This is a genomic window from Streptomyces sp. GL_141 (assembly GCF_057834385.1).
Genome location: NZ_CM174402.1, coordinates 1204073 through 1223839, shown reverse-complemented (window position 1 = coordinate 1223839; position 19767 = coordinate 1204073). Strand labels below are relative to the sequence as shown.

The 19767-nt window shown below is 72.1% G+C and carries 20 protein-coding genes and 1 tRNA gene; 9 read left to right on the top strand and 12 right to left on the bottom strand.

Features of this window, described 5'->3' with window-relative positions; all coding sequences use genetic code 11:
* Positions 1–155: 155 nt before the first annotated feature.
* Positions 156–1007 (bottom strand): LysR substrate-binding domain-containing protein, encoded by an 852-nt coding sequence (locus tag AC3IX6_RS05330; RefSeq protein ID WP_489369090.1) that lies wholly within the window; start codon positions 1005–1007, stop codon positions 156–158.
* Between the two features lie 169 nt (positions 1008–1176).
* Between AC3IX6_RS05330 and AC3IX6_RS05325 the strand changes: the two genes are divergently transcribed.
* The 3 genes from AC3IX6_RS05325 (at position 1177) to AC3IX6_RS05315 (ending at position 3112) form a co-directional block, all read left to right on the top strand.
* Entirely contained in the window at positions 1177–2283 is a 1107-nt protein-coding gene (locus AC3IX6_RS05325) for a bile acid:sodium symporter family protein (protein ID WP_489371339.1), read from the top strand.
* 9 nt (positions 2284–2292) lie between these two features.
* Positions 2293–2724: a (2Fe-2S) ferredoxin domain-containing protein gene (locus AC3IX6_RS05320; RefSeq protein ID WP_489369089.1), complete on the top strand. Its 432-nt coding sequence runs from the start codon at positions 2293–2295 to the stop codon at positions 2722–2724.
* A gap of 118 nt (positions 2725–2842) precedes the next feature.
* The gene (locus AC3IX6_RS05315; RefSeq protein WP_489369088.1) at positions 2843–3112 is read left to right on the top strand and encodes a hypothetical protein; all 270 of its coding nucleotides are present in this window, start codon (positions 2843–2845) and stop codon (positions 3110–3112) included.
* 141 nt (positions 3113–3253) lie between these two features.
* On the opposite strand, the gene fdhD is transcribed toward AC3IX6_RS05315, so the two are convergent.
* Positions 3254–4087, bottom strand: a complete 834-nt coding sequence (gene fdhD, locus AC3IX6_RS05310; RefSeq protein ID WP_489369087.1) for a formate dehydrogenase accessory sulfurtransferase FdhD — start codon at positions 4085–4087, stop codon at positions 3254–3256.
* 215 nt (positions 4088–4302) lie between these two features.
* Here fdhD and AC3IX6_RS05305 point away from each other — a divergent pair, with 215 nt between their 5' ends.
* Positions 4303–5244, top strand: coding sequence for a beta-ketoacyl-ACP synthase III (locus AC3IX6_RS05305; RefSeq protein WP_489369086.1), 942 nt, complete (start codon positions 4303–4305; stop codon positions 5242–5244).
* On the opposite strand, the gene AC3IX6_RS05300 is transcribed toward AC3IX6_RS05305, so the two are convergent.
* Entirely contained in the window at positions 5231–6439 is a 1209-nt protein-coding gene (locus AC3IX6_RS05300) for a low temperature requirement protein A (RefSeq protein ID WP_489369085.1), read from the bottom strand. The two genes, AC3IX6_RS05305 and AC3IX6_RS05300, sit on opposite strands and share 14 nt — an antisense overlap.
* A 211-nt stretch (positions 6440–6650) precedes the next feature.
* Here AC3IX6_RS05300 and AC3IX6_RS05295 point away from each other — a divergent pair, with 211 nt between their 5' ends.
* Positions 6651–7112: a hypothetical protein gene (locus tag AC3IX6_RS05295; protein ID WP_489369084.1), complete on the top strand. Its 462-nt coding sequence runs from the start codon at positions 6651–6653 to the stop codon at positions 7110–7112.
* A 168-nt stretch (positions 7113–7280) separates the two neighbouring features.
* Positions 7281–7365, top strand: a tRNA-Leu gene (locus tag AC3IX6_RS05290).
* Positions 7366–7447: 82 nt separating this feature from the next.
* Here AC3IX6_RS05290 and AC3IX6_RS05285 read toward each other — a convergent pair.
* Complete coding sequence (locus AC3IX6_RS05285; RefSeq protein WP_489369083.1) at positions 7448–8188, bottom strand: pyridoxamine 5'-phosphate oxidase family protein; 741 nt, start codon at positions 8186–8188, stop codon at positions 7448–7450.
* A 217-nt stretch (positions 8189–8405) separates the two neighbouring features.
* On the opposite strand from AC3IX6_RS05285, the gene AC3IX6_RS05280 reads away from it, so the two are divergent.
* Positions 8406–8783: a DUF4440 domain-containing protein gene (locus tag AC3IX6_RS05280; protein ID WP_489371338.1), complete on the top strand. Its 378-nt coding sequence runs from the start codon at positions 8406–8408 to the stop codon at positions 8781–8783.
* Positions 8784–8874: 91 nt separating this feature from the next.
* Here AC3IX6_RS05280 and AC3IX6_RS05275 read toward each other — a convergent pair whose 3' ends face one another.
* The 7 genes from AC3IX6_RS05275 to AC3IX6_RS05245 form a co-directional block, all read right to left on the bottom strand.
* On the bottom strand, positions 8875–10020 hold the full coding sequence (locus AC3IX6_RS05275) for an agmatine deiminase family protein (RefSeq protein ID WP_489369082.1): 1146 nt from the start codon (positions 10018–10020) through the stop codon (positions 8875–8877).
* Between the two features lie 77 nt (positions 10021–10097).
* Entirely contained in the window at positions 10098–10937 is an 840-nt protein-coding gene (locus AC3IX6_RS05270; RefSeq protein ID WP_489369081.1) for an ABC transporter ATP-binding protein, read from the bottom strand.
* Entirely contained in the window at positions 10934–11989 is a 1056-nt protein-coding gene (locus AC3IX6_RS05265) for an ABC transporter ATP-binding protein (protein WP_489369080.1), read from the bottom strand. The genes AC3IX6_RS05270 and AC3IX6_RS05265 overlap by 4 nt, the downstream gene beginning before the upstream one ends.
* Positions 11986–12840: an ABC transporter permease gene (locus AC3IX6_RS05260; RefSeq protein ID WP_489369079.1), complete on the bottom strand. Its 855-nt coding sequence runs from the start codon at positions 12838–12840 to the stop codon at positions 11986–11988. Before AC3IX6_RS05260 ends, AC3IX6_RS05265 begins: the two co-directional genes overlap by 4 nt.
* Positions 12837–13796, bottom strand: a complete 960-nt coding sequence (locus AC3IX6_RS05255; protein WP_489369078.1) for an ABC transporter permease — start codon at positions 13794–13796, stop codon at positions 12837–12839. The genes AC3IX6_RS05260 and AC3IX6_RS05255 overlap by 4 nt, the downstream gene beginning before the upstream one ends.
* Positions 13793–15532 (bottom strand): ABC transporter substrate-binding protein, encoded by a 1740-nt coding sequence (locus AC3IX6_RS05250; protein WP_489369077.1) that lies wholly within the window; start codon positions 15530–15532, stop codon positions 13793–13795. The genes AC3IX6_RS05255 and AC3IX6_RS05250 overlap by 4 nt, the downstream gene beginning before the upstream one ends.
* A gap of 114 nt (positions 15533–15646) precedes the next feature.
* Positions 15647–16660 (bottom strand): agmatine deiminase family protein, encoded by a 1014-nt coding sequence (locus AC3IX6_RS05245; RefSeq protein ID WP_489369076.1) that lies wholly within the window; start codon positions 16658–16660, stop codon positions 15647–15649.
* A 243-nt stretch (positions 16661–16903) separates the two neighbouring features.
* On the opposite strand from AC3IX6_RS05245, the gene AC3IX6_RS05240 reads away from it, so the two are divergent.
* Positions 16904–17476, top strand: a complete 573-nt coding sequence (locus AC3IX6_RS05240) for a TetR/AcrR family transcriptional regulator (RefSeq protein WP_489369075.1) — start codon at positions 16904–16906, stop codon at positions 17474–17476.
* A 10-nt stretch (positions 17477–17486) separates the two neighbouring features.
* On the top strand, positions 17487–18074 hold the full coding sequence (locus AC3IX6_RS05235) for a GNAT family N-acetyltransferase (protein ID WP_489369074.1): 588 nt from the start codon (positions 17487–17489) through the stop codon (positions 18072–18074).
* Here the strand turns inward: AC3IX6_RS05235 and AC3IX6_RS05230 are convergent.
* Positions 18071–19750: an urease subunit alpha gene (locus AC3IX6_RS05230; RefSeq protein WP_489371337.1), complete on the bottom strand. Its 1680-nt coding sequence runs from the start codon at positions 19748–19750 to the stop codon at positions 18071–18073. The two genes, AC3IX6_RS05235 and AC3IX6_RS05230, sit on opposite strands and share 4 nt — an antisense overlap.
* Between the last annotated feature and the right edge of the window lie 17 nt (positions 19751–19767).

The following is a 19767-nucleotide window of genomic DNA, read 5'->3' as shown; positions in this document are numbered from 1 at the left end:
CGTCCCCCTGCTCGTTCTGTCCGTCGCCTACGAATTCCCGCCGCACCGCGACCGGTTGGCGTACGCAGACCCTAAACGCACGGCTCCGCGAACGGCAGCACATCCGGCCCGCCCTGACTCCCAGGTCAGGGGAGCCGCGGCCTACGCGGCGCGGGTCAGGCCGCCCGCGTCAGGCGGTCGGCTCCCGACAGGATTGCCGCGGCCAGGGCCTCCGCGGCGGCGGAGCTTCGGGGGCCCCGCAGCAGGGCGAACTCCACCGTTCCGAGGTCCGGCAGGCCGCTCACCCGGACCAGCCCCGGCGGGATCAGCCCCCGGGTGTGGGCCATCACGCCCAGCCCCGCCCGGGCCGCCGCGATCAGACCGCTCAGGCTGCCGCTCGTACAGGCGATCCGCCACGGCCGCCCGTCCGCCTGCAACACGTCCAGCGCCCGCGCCCGCGTGATGCCCGGCGGCGGGAAGACGATCAGCGGAACGGGCCGGTCCGGGTCCACCCGCAGCCCCTCCGCGCCGATCCACACCATCCGGTCCCGCCACACCAGCCGGCCCCGCTCGTCGCCGTCCCCGCGCCGCTTGGCGAGTACGAGGTCCAGCCGCCCCGCGTCCAACCGCTCGTGCAGGGTCCCCGAAAGCTCCACGGACAGCTCCAGCTCCACCTCGGGGTGCTCGTGCCGGAAGGCCTCCAGGATCTCCGGCAGCCGGGTCAGCACGAAGTCCTCCGAGGCGCCGAAGCGCAGCCGGCCCCGGATCCGGGTCCCCGCGAAGAAGGCCGCCGCGCGCTCGTGCGCCTCCAGGATCGAGCGGGCGAAACCGAGCAGGGCCTCGCCGTCCTCCGTGAGTTCCACGCTGTGCGTGTCGCGCAGGAAGAGGGGCCGGCCCGTGGCCTCCTCCAGCCGGCGCACGTGCTGGCTGACCGTGGACTGGCGGACGCCGAGCCGGGCGGCGGCCTGCGTGAAGCTCAGGGTCTGGGCGACGGTCAGGAAGGTGCGCAGCTGAACGGGGTCGTACACACCACCCACCCTACGCCCGCTCATCATGTTCCGTGATGACAGTGAGAGCGGTGTACGGGTTTCCCGATCACCACCCCGCCCCCGAGAATGAAAGTGAAGGAAAGGGAAGCCGTCGAGTCCCGTTCCGCCTTTCCCCGCCCCCCGCCGACCTCAGCAAGTGAGCATCCCCATGCGCCGCCCGCACCTCCCCGCCTGGCTCCCCGTGGACCCGTTCATCATGGGTCTGCTCGCCACCGTCGGCCTCGCCGCCCTGCTGCCCGCCCGCGGCGCGGCCGCCTCCGTGGCCGAGGCCGCCTCCACCGCGGCGGTGGCCCTGCTCTTCTTCCTCTACGGCGCCCGGCTCTCCACCCGCGAGGCCCTCGACGGCATGCGCCACTGGCGGCTCCACCTCACCGTGCTCGCCTCCACCTTCCTCCTCTTCCCCCTCCTGGGCCTCGCCGCGCACGCCCTGGTCCCCACCGTGCTCACGCCGCCCCTCTACAGCGGCCTGCTCTTCCTCTGCCTGGTCCCCTCCACCATCCAGTCCTCCATCGCCTTCACCTCGATCGCCCGGGGCAACGTCCCCGCCGCGATCTGCGCGGGCTCCTTCTCCAGCCTCATCGGGATCTTCCTGACCCCGCTCCTCGCCGCCGGCCTCCTCGGCAACAGCGCGGGCGGCTTCTCCCTCGACTCGCTGGTGAAGATCGTCCTCCAGCTGCTCCTGCCCTTCCTCCTCGGCCAGGCCCTGCGCCCCTGGGTCGGCGGCTTCCTCGTCCGCAACAAGAAGGTCCTCGGCTACGTCGACCGCGGCTCGATCCTGCTCGTCGTCTACACCGCCTTCAGCGCGGGCATGGTCGCGGGGATCTGGCACCAGGTCAGCCTCCCGCGCCTGGGCGGGCTGATGGCGGTGGAGGCGGTCATCCTCGCCGTCATGCTGGCGGCCACCTGGTACGGCGCCAAGCGCCTCGGATTCACCCGCGAGGACCGGATCGCCATCCAGTTCGCGGGGTCGAAGAAGAGCCTGGCCGCCGGACTCCCCATGGCCAGCGTGCTGTTCGGAGCGCAGGCGAGCCTCGCCGTGCTGCCGCTGATGCTCTTCCACCAGATGCAGCTGATGGTCTGCGCGGTACTGGCCCGCCGTCGCGCACGGGACCCGCAGGCCCCACAGGGCGATCCCGCCCCGCAGGGCACGCAGGCCGCCCGGGCCCCGCAGGCCACTGAGCGGCCCGAACGCGCCGCCGGGCATGTGGCGGAGGTCTCGCACAGCCCTCAACACCCGGTCCCGCAGGCCCGGTAACGTGCGGCGGTGACCTGGATACGCCCGCTCTCCGCCCATGCCCCGCGCCCCTGCACCCTGGTGGTCTGCAGGGGCTGCTGCTGTGGCGACCCCCGCAAGAACCCCGGCACCGACCACGAGGGGCAGTTGGCCCGGCTGCGCGAGGCTGCCGACGCCTCCGGCGGGCGCCTGGCCGTCCGTACGACCGACTGCCTCGGCCCCTGCGCGCAGGCCAACGTCATCGTGGTCCAGCCCACCACCGAGGCCCGCCGCCGGGGCGCCCGTGCGGTCTGGTTCGGCTGGGCCCTGGACGACACCGCCACCGACGAGATCATCGCCTGGGCCGAAGCGGGCGGCCCCGGCGCCACCCCGCTCCCGGCGACCCTCGACCTCCACCGCATCGACCCCCCGGAGCCGAAGCCGGCCGAGCCCGCTTCCCGCCGCGGCCGCCGCAAGCGCTGATCGGGGCGCCGTAAGGAGGCAGGGGGTGCAGGGCCGGAAAGCGTTAGAGCAAGGAAATGTCCGGTTCTTCTAGGTTCTGGGTGTCAGCAAGAAACCCCGAACCACCAGGGAGCCCCTCATGAAGCTCAGCAAGCGCATCGTCGCCGTCTCCGCCGCCGCCCTGCTCGCCACGCTCGCCCTCGGCGGAGCCGCCAACGCCGCGGACAACGGCGGAGGCACCGCCAAGGACGGTGCCTCCCACAGCCGCACGGTCGAGGCACCGGCCGGCACCCCGCACGTGGCCGCGAAGAAGATCGAGCCCGCGTCCAAGGACAACCCGTACAGCCGGACCATCGAGGCCCCGGCGGGCACCGAGCACACCGGCGCGGGGCACCTGGCCGACAAGTAGCCCGTGCGGAGCGGGCGCGGGGGCCGCACGACGGCCCCCGCCGCCCCGCCGCCCGTCGGCGCGGCGCCTGGCCACGGGTCACGGGTCACGGGTCACGGGGCACGGGTCACGCCGACCGCGGGTCGCACGCCGGGCCGCGGTTCACGCCGTCAGGTCGATCCGCTCCTCGCCCGCGTAGATGTTCATGTCCCCGCCCCGCAGGAACCCGACCAGCGTCAGCCCCGACTCCAGCGCCAGGTCCACCGCGAGCGAGGACGGAGCGGATACGGCCGCCAGTACGGGGATGCCCGCCATCACGGCCTTCTGCGCCAGTTCGAAGGAAGCCCGCCCCGACACCAGCAGGACCGAGCCCGCCAGCGGCAGCCGCCCGGCCTGCAGCGCCCGCCCGACGATCTTGTCCACCGCGTTGTGCCGGCCCACGTCCTCCCGTACGTCGATCAGCTCGCCCCCCGCCGAGAACAGCCCGGCGCCGTGCAGGGCCCCGGTGCGCTCGAAGACCTTCTGCTCCGCGCGCAGCCGGTCCGGCAGCTCCCCGAGGAGCCGCGCGCCCACCCGTACGGGATCGTCCGCGAGCCCCGGGAACCGGGTCGCGGTGCGCACCGCGTCCAGGCTGGCCTTCCCGCACAGGCCGCACGAGGAGGTGGTGTAGACGTTCCGCTCCAGCGTGATGTCGGGCACCGGAACTCCGGCGGCGAGCTGCACGTTCACCACGTTGTAGGTGTTCGTTCCGTCCTCGGCGGCGCCCTCGCAGTAGGTCACGGCCCGGACGTCCGACGCCGAGGCGAGCACGCCCTCGCTGGCGAGGAAGCCCACGGCCAGCGCGAAATCGTCGCCCGGGGTGCGCATCGTGATGGCCAGCGGCTTGCCGTTCAGCCGTATCTCCAGCGGCTCTTCGGCCACCAGGGTGTCCGCCCGGGCCCCCGCCACGCCGTTCCGGATCCGGACGACGCGACGGCGTTCGGTGACCCGTCCCATGTGATCAGTCCACCTGTTCTGTCGTTGACCGGCTTGTCCCACGCCTGGAAGCACCCATTCTCCCGGATCCGCTCCGGGCACCTTCCCCGGCTGGAAGCCCCTCGGGAAGCTCCAAATTCCGGGCACTGAATCCTGTCGGGTCACGCGCCCTTGTACCCACCAGTAGCAGGCGAAGCTGGTACATCCTGACTGCCTTACAAGGGGGGACCCCACCCATGACCGGTTCACGCGTGGTGGCGCTAGGGCACTACCAACCCTCGAAGGTGATCACCAACGAGGACCTCGCCGCCATGGTGGACACCAACGACGAGTGGATTCGGTCCCGCGTCGGGATCAAGACCCGGCACATGGCCGGACCCGACGAGCCGGTGGACGAGCTGGCCTACCAGGCCGCGGGCAAGGCGCTCGCGAGCGCCGGTCTGACCCCGGACGACATCGACCTCGTCCTCGTCGCCACCTCCACCGCGATCGACCGTTCCCCGAACATGGCCGCCCGCGTCGCGGCCAAGCTCGGGATGGGCTCCAGCCCCGCCGTGATGGACATCAACGTCGTCTGCTCGGGCTTCACCCACGCCCTGGCCACCGCCGACCACGCGATCCGGGCCGGCGCCGCCACCCGGGCCCTGGTCATCGGGGCGGACAAGATGACCGAGATCACCGACTGGAGCGACCGCACCACCTGCGTCCTGACCGGCGACGGCGCCGGCGCGGCCGTGGTCGAGGCCTGCGAGGAGCCCGGCATCGGCCCGGTCCTGTGGGGCTCGGTGCCCTCGATGGGCAACGCGGTCCGCATCGAGGGCTCGCCGCCGGTCTTCGCCCAGGAGGGCCAGTCCGTCTACCGCTGGACCACCAGCCAGCTCCCCCCGCTCGCCCGCAAGGTCTGCGAGAAGGCCGGGATCACCCCGGAGGACCTGGCCGCGGTCGTCCTCCACCAGGCGAACCTGCGGATCATCGAGCCGCTCGCCGCGAAGATCGGCGCCGTCAACGCCGTCGTCGCCCGCGATGTCGTCGACTCCGGCAACACCTCGGCCGCCTCCATCCCGATGGCCCTGTCCAAGCTGGTCGAGCGCGGCGAGATCCCCTCCGGGTCGCCCGTCCTCCTCTTCGGCTTCGGCGGCAACCTCTCCTACGCCGGCCAGGTCATCAGCTGCCCGTGACACCCGGCCCGGGGCCCGCGGCCGTGCCCGTCGCGGGCTCGGCCGCCTGCGGGTCGACTGCGGGGTCGGGGCCCGGGCCGCGGGACTCCGCCGCCAGCGCGGCCACGAGCACCAGGACCAGCGCGGTCAGCTGCCAGACCGCGCCGATCCGCATGCCCGCCGCGGCGGTCGCCAGTACGGGCACCACCGCGAGCGCCCGGAACCGTACCGGCCGGATCCCCAGCACCATCCGGAAGGCGACGTCCCCGGCCAGATAGCAGGCGACCCCGCCCGCGAGCGCGAGGGCGGGCCCGGCCGGAAGCTGCTCGCCCAGGTGCCCGATGCTCTTCTTGACGCCCGCCGAGAAGGCGGCGATGCCCAGCAGCATCGGGATGAAGCAGTAGTAGTAGGCGCGCAGCGCCAGCTTGAAGCGCCGGTCCGGCGGGCAGCCCGCGAAGACGTGCTCGGCACGCCCCTCGTCGCGCACGAAGTACATCCACCACAGTGCGGCCCCGACGGCCAGCGTCAGGAACGCGCCGACGATGATTCCCGAGGTCAGCGGCATGGAGCCGACGCCGATGCCGACCGCGATGATCGACTCGCCGAAGACGATGATCAGCAGCAGCCCGTGCCGTTCCACGAAGTGCGCGGCTCCGATCCCGCCGAGCTGATCCTCGATGGTCTTGCCTTCGACGGCGTCCGCCCCGGTGGCCGCCGCCCGCCGCGAGATGGCGGGCGTGACGAACTGGAACAGCAGCGCCAGGGCCCACAGGCCCAGGGCCGCCACCCCGTCGAACAGCCCGGCGGCCGTCACCGACAGCGCGGACAGTGCGTTCGGCAGCGCGAACCACAGCACCCCGCGCCCGTGGGCCTGGCTGTACAGCGCGCTGTGCATGATCACGACGACCAGGTAGCCGAGCCCGAAGGCGACCCCGCCGTCACCGAAGGCCGTCGGCACGGCCAGGGCGCACACCAGGAACGCCCCCATGGCGAGCAGGATCAGCAAGCGGCGCACGGGCCGGTCGGGCGGTACCTGATTGGTCAGGTACGCGTAGCCGCCGTACATCCAGAACAGCACCGTGAAGATCAGCAGCACCCGGCCGGCGCCGCGCAGGGTGAGGTCGTCCGCGAGCAGCACCGTCAGCTGGGTGATGGTGAAGACGAAGACGAGGTCGAAGAAGAGCTCCAGCGTGCTGACGCGATGCTCGGATTCCATATGTGATTCCCCCCTGGACTCGAACGTGCGGCGCCCATCCGATCGTCTCGGCCCGGCCGTGTCCAGCCGGTATCAGCATCCGGGAGCCCGCACGGCGCCCGCCGTGCGACCTGAGGGGTACGCCGATCCCGCCCGGCGGGCTGAGGGATCCGCGGGTGGACCGCCGGAGGATGGAACCACGCAAACGGACAGCAACGGGAGCAAACGCACCATGATCCACAAAAAGGTCGCCCTGATCACCGCCGGAGTCGTCGTCACCCTCGGGGTCGCCGCCGCGATAGCCGTGTCGGCGGCGAACGACTGGCTCTCGAACCGGCACCAGGAGGCCAGCGCGTACGCGACCGGGGCCGAGGCGAAGTCGAAGCGTCCCTCCGTCCCGCGCTGGCTGCCCGACGAGGCGCGGTCGGTCCGGTACTCGATGAAGACCACGGGCGGGGAACGCCTCCTGAAGGCGTCCCTCCCGGGCGGCAAGCCGCCGGCCCGGTGCACTCCGGTCCCCGCGTCCGAGGCCAAGGAGATCCAGCTCCGGGCGGACTGGTTCCCGGAGGACTCCCGGGGCAAGGCGGGCCTGCGCTGCGCCACGTACTTCGGCTACATGGACGGGGACACCCTCTACGCCTGGCAGCACCATGAGGACCTGGTGGCGGGAGAGCGCGCGAACCGGGAGTCCTAGTGCGGCGAGACACGGCGTCTCGCTCGACCGGCGGACCCACCCCCCGGACATGCCCGCAGGTCAGCGCGGCGCGTCGGACTCGGCCCGGACGAAATACCTGGTCGGAACCCCGCCGAACCTTTGCTATTGTTGTCCATGTCGCCGCGGGAAACCGGGGCCGACCACCTAGTCCGGGTGGCGGAATGGCAGACGCGCTAGCTTGAGGTGCTAGTGCCCTTTATCGGGCGTGGGGGTTCAAGTCCCCCCTCGGACACAAGAGGTCGAAAGACCAGACAGAGCCGGTCAAAGTGACAACACGTCGCTTTGGCCGGCTCTTTCGTCGTACCCGGGACCGCTCAGCCGGTGGTGGGGCCCGCGGGGTGGACCAGGAGCCTCAGGTACTCGGGCAGCTCCACGCCGGGGGTGATGTCCTCGGCGGGGACGGGCGCGCCGTAGGTGCGCAGCAGCGGGACCTGTCCCGACCAGTGGGGGAGGCCGTCGTCCCGGGGTTCGTCGTTGGGGCCGCCGACGCGGGACTTTGCGGAGACCTCGTTCAGGTCGAGGCGCAGCACGGCGACGTCGGCGAGTTCCTCCGCGTTCGGCGGGCGGGTGTCCGACGACCGGCCGGGGACCACGTGCTCCACGATCGCCCTCAGCGCCCTGCCCCGCTCCTCGGGACCGTCGACCCGGTGCGCGACGCCGTGGGCCACGACGGAGCGGTAGTTCACGGAGTGCCGGAAGGCGGACCGGCCCAGGATCAGCCCGTCCAGGTGGGTGACGGTCACGCAGACGTCCAGGCCCCCGCCGCCGTCCCCCTCCGGCCGGTCCGCGCCGGCCCCGGCCAGGCGCACGGGGCGGGAGTCCACCGAGCCGTGCAGGTAGAGGTGCTCGCCGACCCGGGCGTAGAGGGTGGGCAGGACCACGGGCCTGCCGTCCCTGACGAAGCCCAGGTGGCACACGAAGGCCTCGTCGAGGATCGAGTGGACCAGGTTCCGGTCGTAGGACGCCCACTGCCGCATCCTGCCGGGGATCGTCCGCTCGGTCGGCGCGTAGGACCCGGTGGGGGCGGGCGGCGGATGGTCGGGGGCGCTGCTCATGGGGCCTCCTGGTGAGGGGCGGGGTGTCCGCGCCTGCCAGTAGAACGCGCCCTCGTGTCCGGGACCGGTCCGGCACGCGGAGGGGTGTGCGGACCGGGCCGGTGGCGGGCGTGCCCGGGCCATTGCCCTCCTGCCGGGGGTAGGCGAAGATCGGCCGGGAATCTTCGCCCTCGGGAGGGTATGCGTGTCCGAAGTCAAGGCCGAGCTGGACCGGTTGATGAGCGTCTTCCTCGGCGCCTTCACCAACGCCGACGGCGGGCGGCCGGATCTGGGCGCCGTCCGCGAGGTGTTCATCCCCCAGGGGATGATCATCAAGAACATCGGGGCCGACCCCGTGATCTACGACCTCGACGGTTTCATCGAGCCGCGGGAGAAGATCCTCACCGACGGGACGCTGACCGAGTTCCGCGAATGGGAGGTCGCCGAGCGGACCGAGGTCTTCGGCTCGATCGCGCACCGCTTCAGCGAGTACCGCAAGTCCGGATACCTCGACGGAACGTGGTTCGAGGGCTCCGGGCACAAGACCACCCAGTACGTCCGGACGCCCGACGGCTGGCGGATGAGCGCGATGGCCTGGGACGACGTCGCCCCGTAGGGCGGTGGAGCCGTGGGGACGCAGCCCCGTAGGCCCGTAGAGCGATCCGGCCCCCCGCCGACAGCGGGGGGCCGGACGTGCGGGGGAGCGGTTACGCGACCGGCTGCTGCTGGGTCACGCAGTGGATGCCGCCGCCGCCCGCGCCGAGGCTGTCGGTGTTGAGCTGCTCGATCACCCGGCCCGGGAAGGCCCGCTGGAGGGTGGCCTTGGCCGCGGCGTCCGCGGTGGCGTGCCCGAACTGCGAGGAGATGACGGCGCCGTTGCACACGTAGAAGTTGACGTACGAGGCGACGAAGTCGGGGCTGGTGGAGCGGATCCGGTCGTAGTCGGGGCCCTGGAGCTTGGTGACCGATATCGGGTGGCCCAGGGCGTTCGTGCTGGTGGACAGGATCTGGTACTGCTGGCGCGCGTCGTTCGACCAGGCGTCGGTGTCGCTCGCGAGCGGCATCTGCACCATCCCCTGCCCCTCCGCGAGGAACCGGGACGTGGCGTCGACGTGGTCGTCGGTGATGTCCCGGCCGAGGACGCCCTTGAACCAGATGACCTTGGAGGCGCCGTAGGCGGCGCACATGGCGGCCTCCAGCTGGGCCTGGGTCTTGTTGGGATTGCGGTCCGGGTTGATGAGGGAGCTGCGGGTGGCCATCAGGGTGCCGGCGCCGTCCGCCTCCACCGCGCCGCCCTCGCCGGTGAACGCCGCGGTGCTGAACGGCACTCCGGCGTAGGCGGCGACCCGGCCGGCGACCAGGGAGTCCCTGGCGTGGGTCTGCTGGTTGCCCCAGCCGTTGAAGTTCAGGCCGACCGCGTCCAGACCGCCCGCCCCGTTGGTACGGAACACCGGGCCGCTGTCGCGCATCCAGCAGTCGTCCACCGGGATCGAGCCGATCACCGTGACCGCCGAACCGCAGGCGCTCTTGGCCTTCGAGACGCTCGCCGAGTTGGCGCACATGACCACCGGCTCGTACCTCGCGATGGTCTTCGCGATGAGCGCGATGTTCGCCTGCACGCCGGCCAGCCGGCGGCCCCAGATCGCGGAGCTGTCGGGCCACGCCATCCAGGTCCGGGTGTGGCGGACGGTGTCGATCGGTACGGCGAAGCCCGCGGCGGCGTTCGCCGCCGCGGGACGGGCGGCCGCGAAGGCCTGCCCGCCGACCGCCGCCAGCGCGGCGCCGGCCGCGGTCGCGCCCGCTGCCGTCAGGAACCCTCGTCTGTCCAGCCTCCGTGCGACGTGCTCGTTCATCTCTGATCTCCGATCAGTTCTTACCTGGATGGGTGATGAACCGCCGGGCCGTGGGAGCCGCCGCACCCACGGCCCCCTTACAGCGCGCGGCGCGCGGCGGCGATGCTCCGCGGATCCCACCCCGGGCGGGGTACGGACTCCAGGAGCAGGCGCGTATAAGGGTGCTGGGGGTCGGCGAGCACCTGCTGCGTCGGACCCGACTCGACGATCCGGCCGTTCCGCATGACGATCACGTCGTCCGTCACACAGCGCACGACGCCGAGGTCATGGGTGATGAACAGGTAGCCGATGCCGGTCTGTTCGCGGATGTCGAAGAGCAGGTTCAGGATCTGCGCCTGCACCGAGACGTCCAGGGCGGCCACCGCCTCGTCGAGGACGAGGACGGCCGGCTCGACCGCCAGCGCACGGGCTACCGCCACGCGCTGGCGCTGTCCTCCCGACAGCTGCCGGGGCAGCGCGTCCGCCTCGCGGGAGCCGAGGCCGACCTGGTCGAGCAGTTCGGTGATCCGGCGCGTGTGGTCGGCGCCGGGGAAGTGCAGGGCGAGCGTCTCCCGCAGGGCCGCGCCCACCGTGGTGCGCGGGTCCAGGGACAAGAAGGGGTCCTGGAAGACCATCTGGACCTCGCGGGCCCGGGCGAGCCGGCGCGCCTTGCCGCGCCCGAGCTCGCCCCGGTCGCGGCCCTGGATCAGCACCCGGCCCTCGTCCGCGCGTTCCAGGCCCACCACGATGCGGGCCGTGGTCGTCTTGCCCGAACCGGACTCGCCGACGATGCCCAGCGAGCCGCCCTCGGCCAGCCGGAACGACACGTCGTCCACGGCCCGGACGCTCCCGTAGGTCCGGTGCAGGCCCAGGACCTCCAGGACGGTCTTCGTCGTGCCCGCCGTGGTGGCGGCGCTCGTGCCAGTAGCGGTCGTCATGGGTGGAGTTCCTTCCGCTGTGTCCCCGTCCGTTGGGTCCCGGCCCGTTCCCGTTCGCGTTCCTGCTCGGCGATCAGCTCGCCGTGGTGGCAGGAGGCGAGCCGGCCGGGATCCCCGGCGACCGGGAGCAGGGCCGGGGCCTCCCGGGTGCACACGTCGGTCGCGAGCACGCAGCGTGCGGCGAAGGGGCAACCGGTCAGCTCCTCCCGCAGGCTCGGCGGCCGTCCCTCGATCGCGGCGAGCCGTCCGCGGGGCGCGTCCAGCCGGGGGGTGGAGTTCAGCAGGGCCGCCGTGTACGGGTGGCGGGGGCGGGCGAACAGCTCGGCGGCCGGGCCCGTTTCCACGATCCGGCCCGCGTACATCACGTACACCCGGTCGCTGATCGCGGCGGCGAGGCCGAGGTCGTGCGTGACGAACAGCAGCCCCGTTCCGAAGCGGTCGCGCAGCTCGCCGAGGAGGCCGATCACCTCGGCCTGGGTGGTGACGTCCAGTGCCGTGGTCGGTTCGTCGGCGAGGATCAGGGCCGGATCGCCCATCAGCGCGGCCGCGATCACGACCCGTTGCAGCATGCCGCCGGACAGCTGTCCGGGGTACTTGCGCAGCGCGTCCGCCGTGAGGCCGACGGCCTCCAGCATGGCCACCGCCCGGTGCTCGGCGACCGCCTTGGTCGCCTTGGCGTTCAGCCGCAGGCTCTCGGTGAGGAAGTCCCCGACACGGCGCATCGGATTGACCGCGGCCCGCGGGTCCTGGAAGATCATCGCCGCCGTGCTGGTGCGCAGCACCCGCAACCGGCCCGGTGACATGGTCAGCACGTCGTCCCCGGCCACCCGCACCTCGCCCTCCGTGCGGGCCCCTTCGGGCAGCAGCCGCAGCACGCTGCGCGAGGTCAGGCTCTTGCCCGAGCCGGACTCGCCGACCAGGGCCACGGTCTCCCGGGGGCCGACGGTGAGCCCGACGCCGTCCAGGACGGGCCGGACGGCCCCCGGCAGGTGCAGCCGCAGGCCCTCGATCTCCAGGGTGTTCAGTGCGGCACGCGGTGTCGGCGCGTTCATCGGGCCCTCCTGGCTACCTTGTCGGCCCAGGCCTCGCCGACGACGTTGAAGGCGACCACGGTCAGCACGATGGCCACGCACGGCACGATCGCGGAGAGCGGATAGCCGGCCTGGATGGCGGCGTTGCCGTCGAAGACCATGCGGCCCCAGTCGGGGGTCAGGGCCGGTACGCCCAGCCCGAGGAAGGCGAGGCCGGCCAGGTCGATCAGGGCGTAGCCGAAGTTGATCGCGGACTGCGCGAGGACGACGGGCATGACGGCGGGGACCACGTGGCGCAGGCAGATCTGCGCCCCCGAGTGTCCTTGCACGCGATACGCCTCCACGTACGGGCGGGCCCGCTCGGCGAGCACGAGGGAGCGGGTCAGCCGGCTGACGTAGGGCAGGTAGGCGATGGCCAGGGCGAGGACGGGGGCGAGCAGGCCCTCGCCGTAGACCGAGACGATCAGGATGGCCAGCAGCATGCCGGGGAAGGCGAAGACCAGCTCGGTGCTGCGGGAGAGCACCGAGTCCAGCCAGCCGCCGCGCCAGGCGGCGGCGGTGCCGATCGCCACGCCGGCCGCGGTGGAGAAGGCGACCACGCCGAGCGGGCCGAGGAGCGAGGTACGGGCGCCGAGGACCAGCCGGGAGAAGGTGTCGCGCCCGGAGGCGTCGACGCCGAGGAGGTGATCGGCGGAGGGGCCCGCCAGGGCGTTCGCGAGGTCGACGGAGTTGGGATCGTAGGGCGCTATCCAGGGGGCGAGCACCGCGACGAGGACGACGAGGGCGACGAAGCCCGTACAGAACAGGGAGAGGGGGGCGCGGGAGGTCCGGAGCCGGGCGAGGCCCGGCCGGCGCACCAGGACGGAGCTCACGAGGCCTTCTTCGCGGGGCCGAGGGTGACCCGGGGATCGACCAGCGGATGGAGCAGGTCGACGACGAGGTTCACCGTCATGAACAGCGCGACCATGATGAGGGAGATGGCCTGCACGGTGGGGAAGTCCTTGGTGGTGGTGGAGAGTTCGAGGAGCTGGCCGATGCCGCCCACGCTGAAGGCGGTCTCCACCAGGACGGTGCAGACCAGCAGGGTGGAGACGATGAGCCCGCCGGTGGTGAGCACGGTGCCCAGCGCGTTGCGGAACACGTGCCGGCGGACGACCTGGCTCGCGGACACGCCCCGGCTGCGGGCGACGGTGACGTGCTCCTGGCCGAGGACCTCGAGCATCGCGGCCCGGGTGACCCGGGCGAGCATGCCGATCAGGTAGAGCGCCAGGGCGATGGCGGGCAGGGTCAGGTGCCACAGCATCTGCCCGAACCCGTCGCCGGCCCCGCCGGTGGGGAACCAGCCCAGCTTCACCGCGAACAGGCCCTGGAGCAGGACCGCCGCGACGAACGAAGGGGTGCCGATGGCGACGGTGGTCGTCACCAGGATCGCGGAGTCGGCGGCCCCGCCGCGGACGGCGCCGATCCAGCCCAGGAGCAGCCCGAACACGAGGACCAGTACGAGGGCCATCGAGATCAGCATCAGGGTGTTGGGCAGCCGGTCCGCGAGGAGCCGCGACACGTCCGTGCGGTACGTGATCGAGCGGCCGAAGTCGCCCTGTACCACCTGGCCGAGCCAGTTCAGGTACCGCACGGCGAAGGGGTCGTCCAAGTGGTAGTGCTCGTTGATCGCCTGCAGTGCCTCCGGGGAGGCCGAGCGGCCGCCCAGGAGGAAGCTCGCCGGATTGCCCGGAGCCAGGTACAGCGCGCCGAAGATCACGAAGGAGGCGCCGAGCAGGGTGGCGGCCATTTCGGCCAGCCGCCGTGCGGCGAAGCGCAGGAAACTCATCGCGCGGCCGCCCCGACGCCGGCGGCCCACGGGGAGTAGAGGTAGGAGATGGTGGTCGGGGCGCCGGTGATGCGCTTGTTCAGGAAGACCGCGGTCGGCCATTCGGCGACCGGGATCCACAGCACCTGGTCGGAGGCCTTCTTCTGGAGTTCGGCGGCCGCCGAGAAGCGCTTGGCCGGGTCGGACTCGGCCCGGGCCTTGTCGGTCAGCGCGTCGTAGGACTCGTCGCTGTAGCCGGCGTAGTTCTGGTAGGCCCCGGTCTGGAAGTTGCTGAGCATGTCCATCGGGTCGGTGATGGAGTCGTAGTACGTCTCCGGGAACATGTCGATGCCCTCGCGCGCGGCGGGGTCGGTGAACAGCGAGGTGAAGGCGTTGGGGGCGATGGTCTTCAGCTCGATCTTCAGACCGATCCGGGTACCGGCGTCCTGCACCGCGGTGGCCAGCACCGAGACGTCCTGGCCGATCGAACTGGTCGCTATGGTCAGCGTCTTGCCGGTGGCGCCGGCCTCCTCGATCATCCGCTTGGCCGCCTCGACGTTCTGGTCGGGGGAGGGCAGGGTGTCGAAGGCGGAGGCGCGGATGGCGGCGGGCGCGCCGGCCCAGATCGCCTTGGTGGTGAGCGAGCTGGTGACGGTGCCCGCGCCGCCCAGGCCCGCCTTGACGAAGCCGCGGCGGTCCAGGGCCAGGGACAGGGCCCGGCGGACGCGGACGTCGCCGAGCGCGCCCTTCATGCTCGTCACGTTGACGTTGACGGTGCTGAGGCCCTCGCCGAAGTAGAGGGTGCCGGCGCCGCTCGCGCGCAGCCGGTCGTAGCTCTCGGTCGGGATCAGGTAGCCGCCGTCGGCCTCGCCGCTGAGCAGGGCGTTCGTACGGGCGTTGGGGTCGGTGAGGAAGGTGAAGACGGCCTTCGCCGACTTGGCCTTGGTGCCCCAGTAGCCGTCGAAGCGCTGGAGCTCGATCGACTGGCCCTTGTTCCAGGTGCCCAGCTTGAAGGGGCCGGTGCAGTCCAGGCTGCCGGTGGTGCCGTAGTCCTCGCCCGCCTTCTCCACCCCGGCCCTGGAGGCCACGACACCGGCGGCGGTCGCCATGTACTGGGGGAACTGCGAGTCGGGCTGCTTCAGCTTGACGGTCACCTGGAGCGGGCCGGTCTTGGTGACGGCCTCGACGTTGGAGAAGTTGCTGTTCCAGGCGGCCCCGTTCGCCGGGTCCATCTGACGGCCCAGGCTGTAGACCACGTCGTCGGCGCTCATCGTGCCGCCGTCGTGGAAGCGCACGCCCGGGCGCAGGTCGTAGACCCAGGTCAGGTCATTGGGGTTGGTGGCCTTCTCGGCCAGGCCCGGAGCCATGGTGAGCTCCGGGGTCCACCGCATCAGGCTCTCGCAGACGTTCGACAGGATCGTGTTCGCCGGGTAGTCGAAGGCCGAGATGTAGTCCAGCGTCGGCGGTTCCGCGTACACGGCCCAGGTGAAGGAGTCGAGCTCGCCCGCGGCGGCGGGGGTGCCGGCGGACAGCTTGAAGGCCGCGTCCTTCGCGCTTCCGTCGCCCTTGGGCGGGCCGGAGCAGGCGGCGACCAGGCCGAGGGCGGTCAGCGCGGCGACGGGCAGCGCGGAGCGGCGGGCGGCGGAGCGGCGGGTGACGTACCCGCGGGCGGTGGAGGCGCCACCGGTGGCGGCGGTGCCGGGGACGGCGGTGCCGGCGGACCTGGCGGCTCTGGACCAGGGAAGGGATCTGGGCATCGGTGCTCTCTCTTCCATGCGGGGCGGGGAGGTACGGGCAGGCGGCGAGCGGGTCGAGGAGGGGAGGCTCGGGGGCGGGCCGCCGGCCCGGGCACGGCGAAGGGGGCGAGCCGGTCAGGCGGTGCGGCCGGCGGAGGGGATCTGCTGGGTGATGCAGTGCACGCCGCCACCGCCGTACGCGATCACGCGCGAGCGGACTCCGACGACCTTGCGGCCGGGCAGGGCGGACGCGATGACGGCGAGGGCGCCCTCGTCCTCGTCGGTGCCGGCGACCGGGACGACGACCCCGCCGTTGGCGATGTAGAAGTTCAGGTAGCCGACCTCGGTCTCCTTGCCGTCGACCTCGACGAGGTTGCTCTGCGGCAGGTCGATGATCGTGAAGGGGCGGCCGGCGGCGTCGGTGGACCCCTCCAGGACGGCGCGGTTGACGCGCATGCGCTCGTAGTCGGGGTGCGCGGGGTCGCTCGGGAGCTGGACGACGACGGTGGCGGGGGCGACGAAGGCGCAGACGCCGTCCACGTGTCCGTCGGTCTCGGTGTCCAGCAGACCGCCGTACGGCAGCCAGATCACCTTGGTGACGCCGAGGCGGGCGATCAGCTCGGCCTCGATCTGCTCCTTGGTCATGTCCGGGTTGCGGTTCGGGTGCAGCAGGCACTGCTCGGTGGTGATCAGCGTGCCCTCGCCGTCGACCGTGATCGCGCCGCCTTCGAGGATCATCCGGGAGTCGACGCGGTCCACGCCCAGGTGCGCCAGCAGGGCCGCGGCGATCTTGTCGTCGGTGTCGTAGGGGAAGTGCTTGCCGCCCCAGGCGTTGAAGCGGAAGTCCACGCCCGCCCGCCGGCCGTCCTGCCCGAGCACGAAGATCGGTCCGGAGTCCCGGAACCAGGAGTCGTCGAGCGGGAGCTCGATCACCTCGACGCCCTCACCGCACAGCGCGCGGGCCTCGTCGCCGCTGCCGGGCAGCGCGACCATGGTGACCGGCTCGAAGGCGGCGATCGCGGTGGCGACCTGGGCGTACTCGGCCTTGACCTCGTCGAAGACGTCGCCCCACAGCTCCTGCCGGGTCGGCCACGCCATGAGACAGCCCTCGTGGTCCGTCCACTCGGCCGGCATGCGGAAACTCGTCATGATCCACTCCTGTTTGAAAATTCAGTCAGTGTTTGTAAGGGGTGCCCGCATCGTCCACCAAACTGAAAATTCAGTCAATGGTTCTGGCCAAGCTGATGCGGAATCGGTCACACCGCGTAGGGGGCGGGGTGGGGAAGGGCCCCCGAACCGGCATGATCACGGCTTTACCCGTGGAAACGGGTGCCTGATGTTACGGTCAGGAAAAGCCCCAGGTGACGGAGTCGACGGGTAGAGTGACCCTTCGTGTCAGACCGTCGAACGGAAATACTCAGAGCCGCCACGCGAGTGATCGCGCGACGCGGCGTGCGCGGGCTCCGGGTGGGGGAGCTCGCCGCCGAAGCGGGCGTGTCCACCTCGCTGATCTACTACCACTTCACCGACCGCGCCGGGATCCTGCGCCGCACGCTGGAGTTCATCAGCGACCGCGCCGACCGCTACACGGCCGAACGCGAGGACGGCTCGGACGACCCGGAAAGTCCCCGCGACGAGCTCAAGCGGACCCTGCTCCTCGAACTCCAGGAGACCCCGGAGGTGCGGGAGAACAGCACCGCCTGGGGCGAGCTGAGGGCCAGCGCCGTATTCGATCCCGACCTGCGCGAGGACGTGGCCAAGGCCACGCACAGCTGGGTCCACGAGATCTCCTACCTCCTCGCCCAGGCCCGCCCCGCCGGCACGGCCCCCGAGCACGCGGCCGCCGCCGAGCGCCTCACGGCCCTCCTCGAAGGCCTCAGCGTCCGGTGGCTGAGCGGCTCGCTGCCCCTGGAGCACGCCCGCCGGCTCCTCGCCGACGCGATCGACGGGGAACTGGCCGCATAGGCTGCCGGTCATGGATCGGGAGACGGGCGGCGCGGCCGCGGGAGCGGTGATCGTCGATGCCCTGGAGCTGGTGTCCGACCCGGAACGGGCGGCCCGGTTCGCCGGGGCGGCGCACCGGATCCTGGCCGAGCTGGTCGCCGGGGGCGCCGCGCTGGGCTGGGTCGACCCGCCCGGGCCGGAGGAAGTGGCGCGGCTCCTCGACGGCGTCGTGGCCGCCGTACGGACCGGGGACGCGGCCCTGCGCGCGGCCCACCTCGGAGACCGGCTCGTCGGGCTCGGGTACTGGCAGCGCTACGCCCGCCCCACCCACCGGCCGCACGCGGACCTGGAGAAGCTCGCCGTCGCCGCCGGGGCCCATGGACTCGGGCTCGGCCGGGCGCTGACAGCCGCGCTCGTCGAAGACGCCCGCAGGGCCGGGATCGAGGTCCTCACGCTGGATGCGCGGGACGACAACACCCGGGCCCTGCGGCTCTACGCCTCCCTCGGCTTCACCGAGTACGGGCGGCTGCCACGCTTCGTCGCCGTCGGCGAACGCCGCTACGACAAGGTGTTCTGCATGCTGGACCTCCGCCCGGACGCCGCGGGGGACGCGGCCTAGAGGAAGTAGAGCCGCCCGAGGGAGATGGAGTCGGCCGGCTCGGAGACCAGCGGCTCCCCGTCGAGCGACACCAGGCCCGTGCCGGGATGGACGTCGACGCTGCCGGTACGGCTGTTGCGGAGCATGTGCTTCGGCCCGATGCCCCGGGTCCCGCGGACCGCCACGCGGCGGCGCCGGGTGGGCATCATGTCCCCGTTCTGGACGGCCGCTTCCGCGACGAACGCCACGGAGATGTCGGCCGCGGTGGCCCCGTACGCACCGAACTGCGGGCCGAGGACCAGCGGTTCGCACCGGTCGGTCGACGCGTTCGGGTCGCCGGTGACTCCGTACGCCGGGAAGCCGCCCTTCAGGACCAGTTGGGGCTTGGCGCCGAAGTACTCGGGCCACCACATCACCAGGTCCGCGAGCTTGCCGACCTCGATGGAGCCGACCTCGTGCGCCAGGCCGTGGGCGATCGCCGGGTTGATGGTCAGCTTCGCCATGTAGCGCAGTACGCGTTCGTTGTCGTCGCCGCTCTCCGCCGTGCCGTAGGAGCCCTCGCCGTCCAGCGGGCCGAGCTCGGCCTTCATCTTCCCGGCCATGGCGAAGGTGCGGCGTACGGTCTCGCCCGCGCGGCCCATGCCCTGGGCGTCGGAGGAGGTGATGCCGATGACCCCGAGGTCGTGCAGGAGGTCCTCGGCGCCCATCGTCCCGGCGCGGATCCGGTCGCGGGCCATGGCTGCGTCGCCGGGCAGGTCGACCTTCAGGTCGTGCGCCGAGACGATCATGCCGAAGTGCTCGCCCAGGGCGTCGCGGCCGAAGGGCAGGGTGGGGTTCGTCGAGGAGCCGATGACGTTCTCGACGCCCGCCATCTTCAGGACGTTGGGGACGTGGCCGCCGCCGCAGCCCTCGATGTGGAAGGCGTGGATGGTCCGGCCGTCCAGTACCCGCAGGGTGTCCTCGACGGACAGGCACTCGTTCAACCCGTCCGTGTGCAGCGCGACTTGTACGTCGTGCTCCTCGGCCACGCGCAGGGCGGTGTCCAGGGCGCGGGTGTGCGCGCCCATGTCCTCGTGGACCTTGAAGCCGGACGCGCCGCCTTCGGCGAGGGCCTCGATCAGCGGGGCCGCGTCCGAGGAGGAACCCCGGGCCAGGAAGCCGATGTTGACGGGCCAGGCGTCGAAGGCGTTGAAGGCGTGCTTCAGCGCCCACGGCGAGTTGACGCCGACCGCCCAGACGGGGCCGAACTCCTGCCCGATGATCGTGGTGACCCCGGACGCCAGGGAAGCCTCCATGATCCGCGGGGAGAGCAGGTGGACATGGGTGTCGATGGCTCCGGCCGTGACGATCATGCCCTCGCCGGAGACGATGGTCGTCCCCGTGCCGACCACGACGTCGACCCCGTCGAGGGTGTCGGGGTTGCCGGCCCGGCCTATGGCGTGGATGCGTCCTTCGCGGATGCCGATGCTGGTCTTGCGGATGCCGAGGACGGCGTCGATGACCAGGGCGTTGCTGATGACGATGTCGCAGGTGTCGCGGACGGCGGCGGCCTTCAGGTGCAGCCCGTCGCGGGCCGTCTTGCCGAAACCGGCCAGGAACTCGTCCCCGGGCTTCTGCGAATCGGACTCCACGCGGACGATGAGCCCGGAGTCGCCGAGCCGGATGCGGTCGCCCGCCCGGGGGCCGTGGACGGTCATGTAGTCGTGCGGGTCGG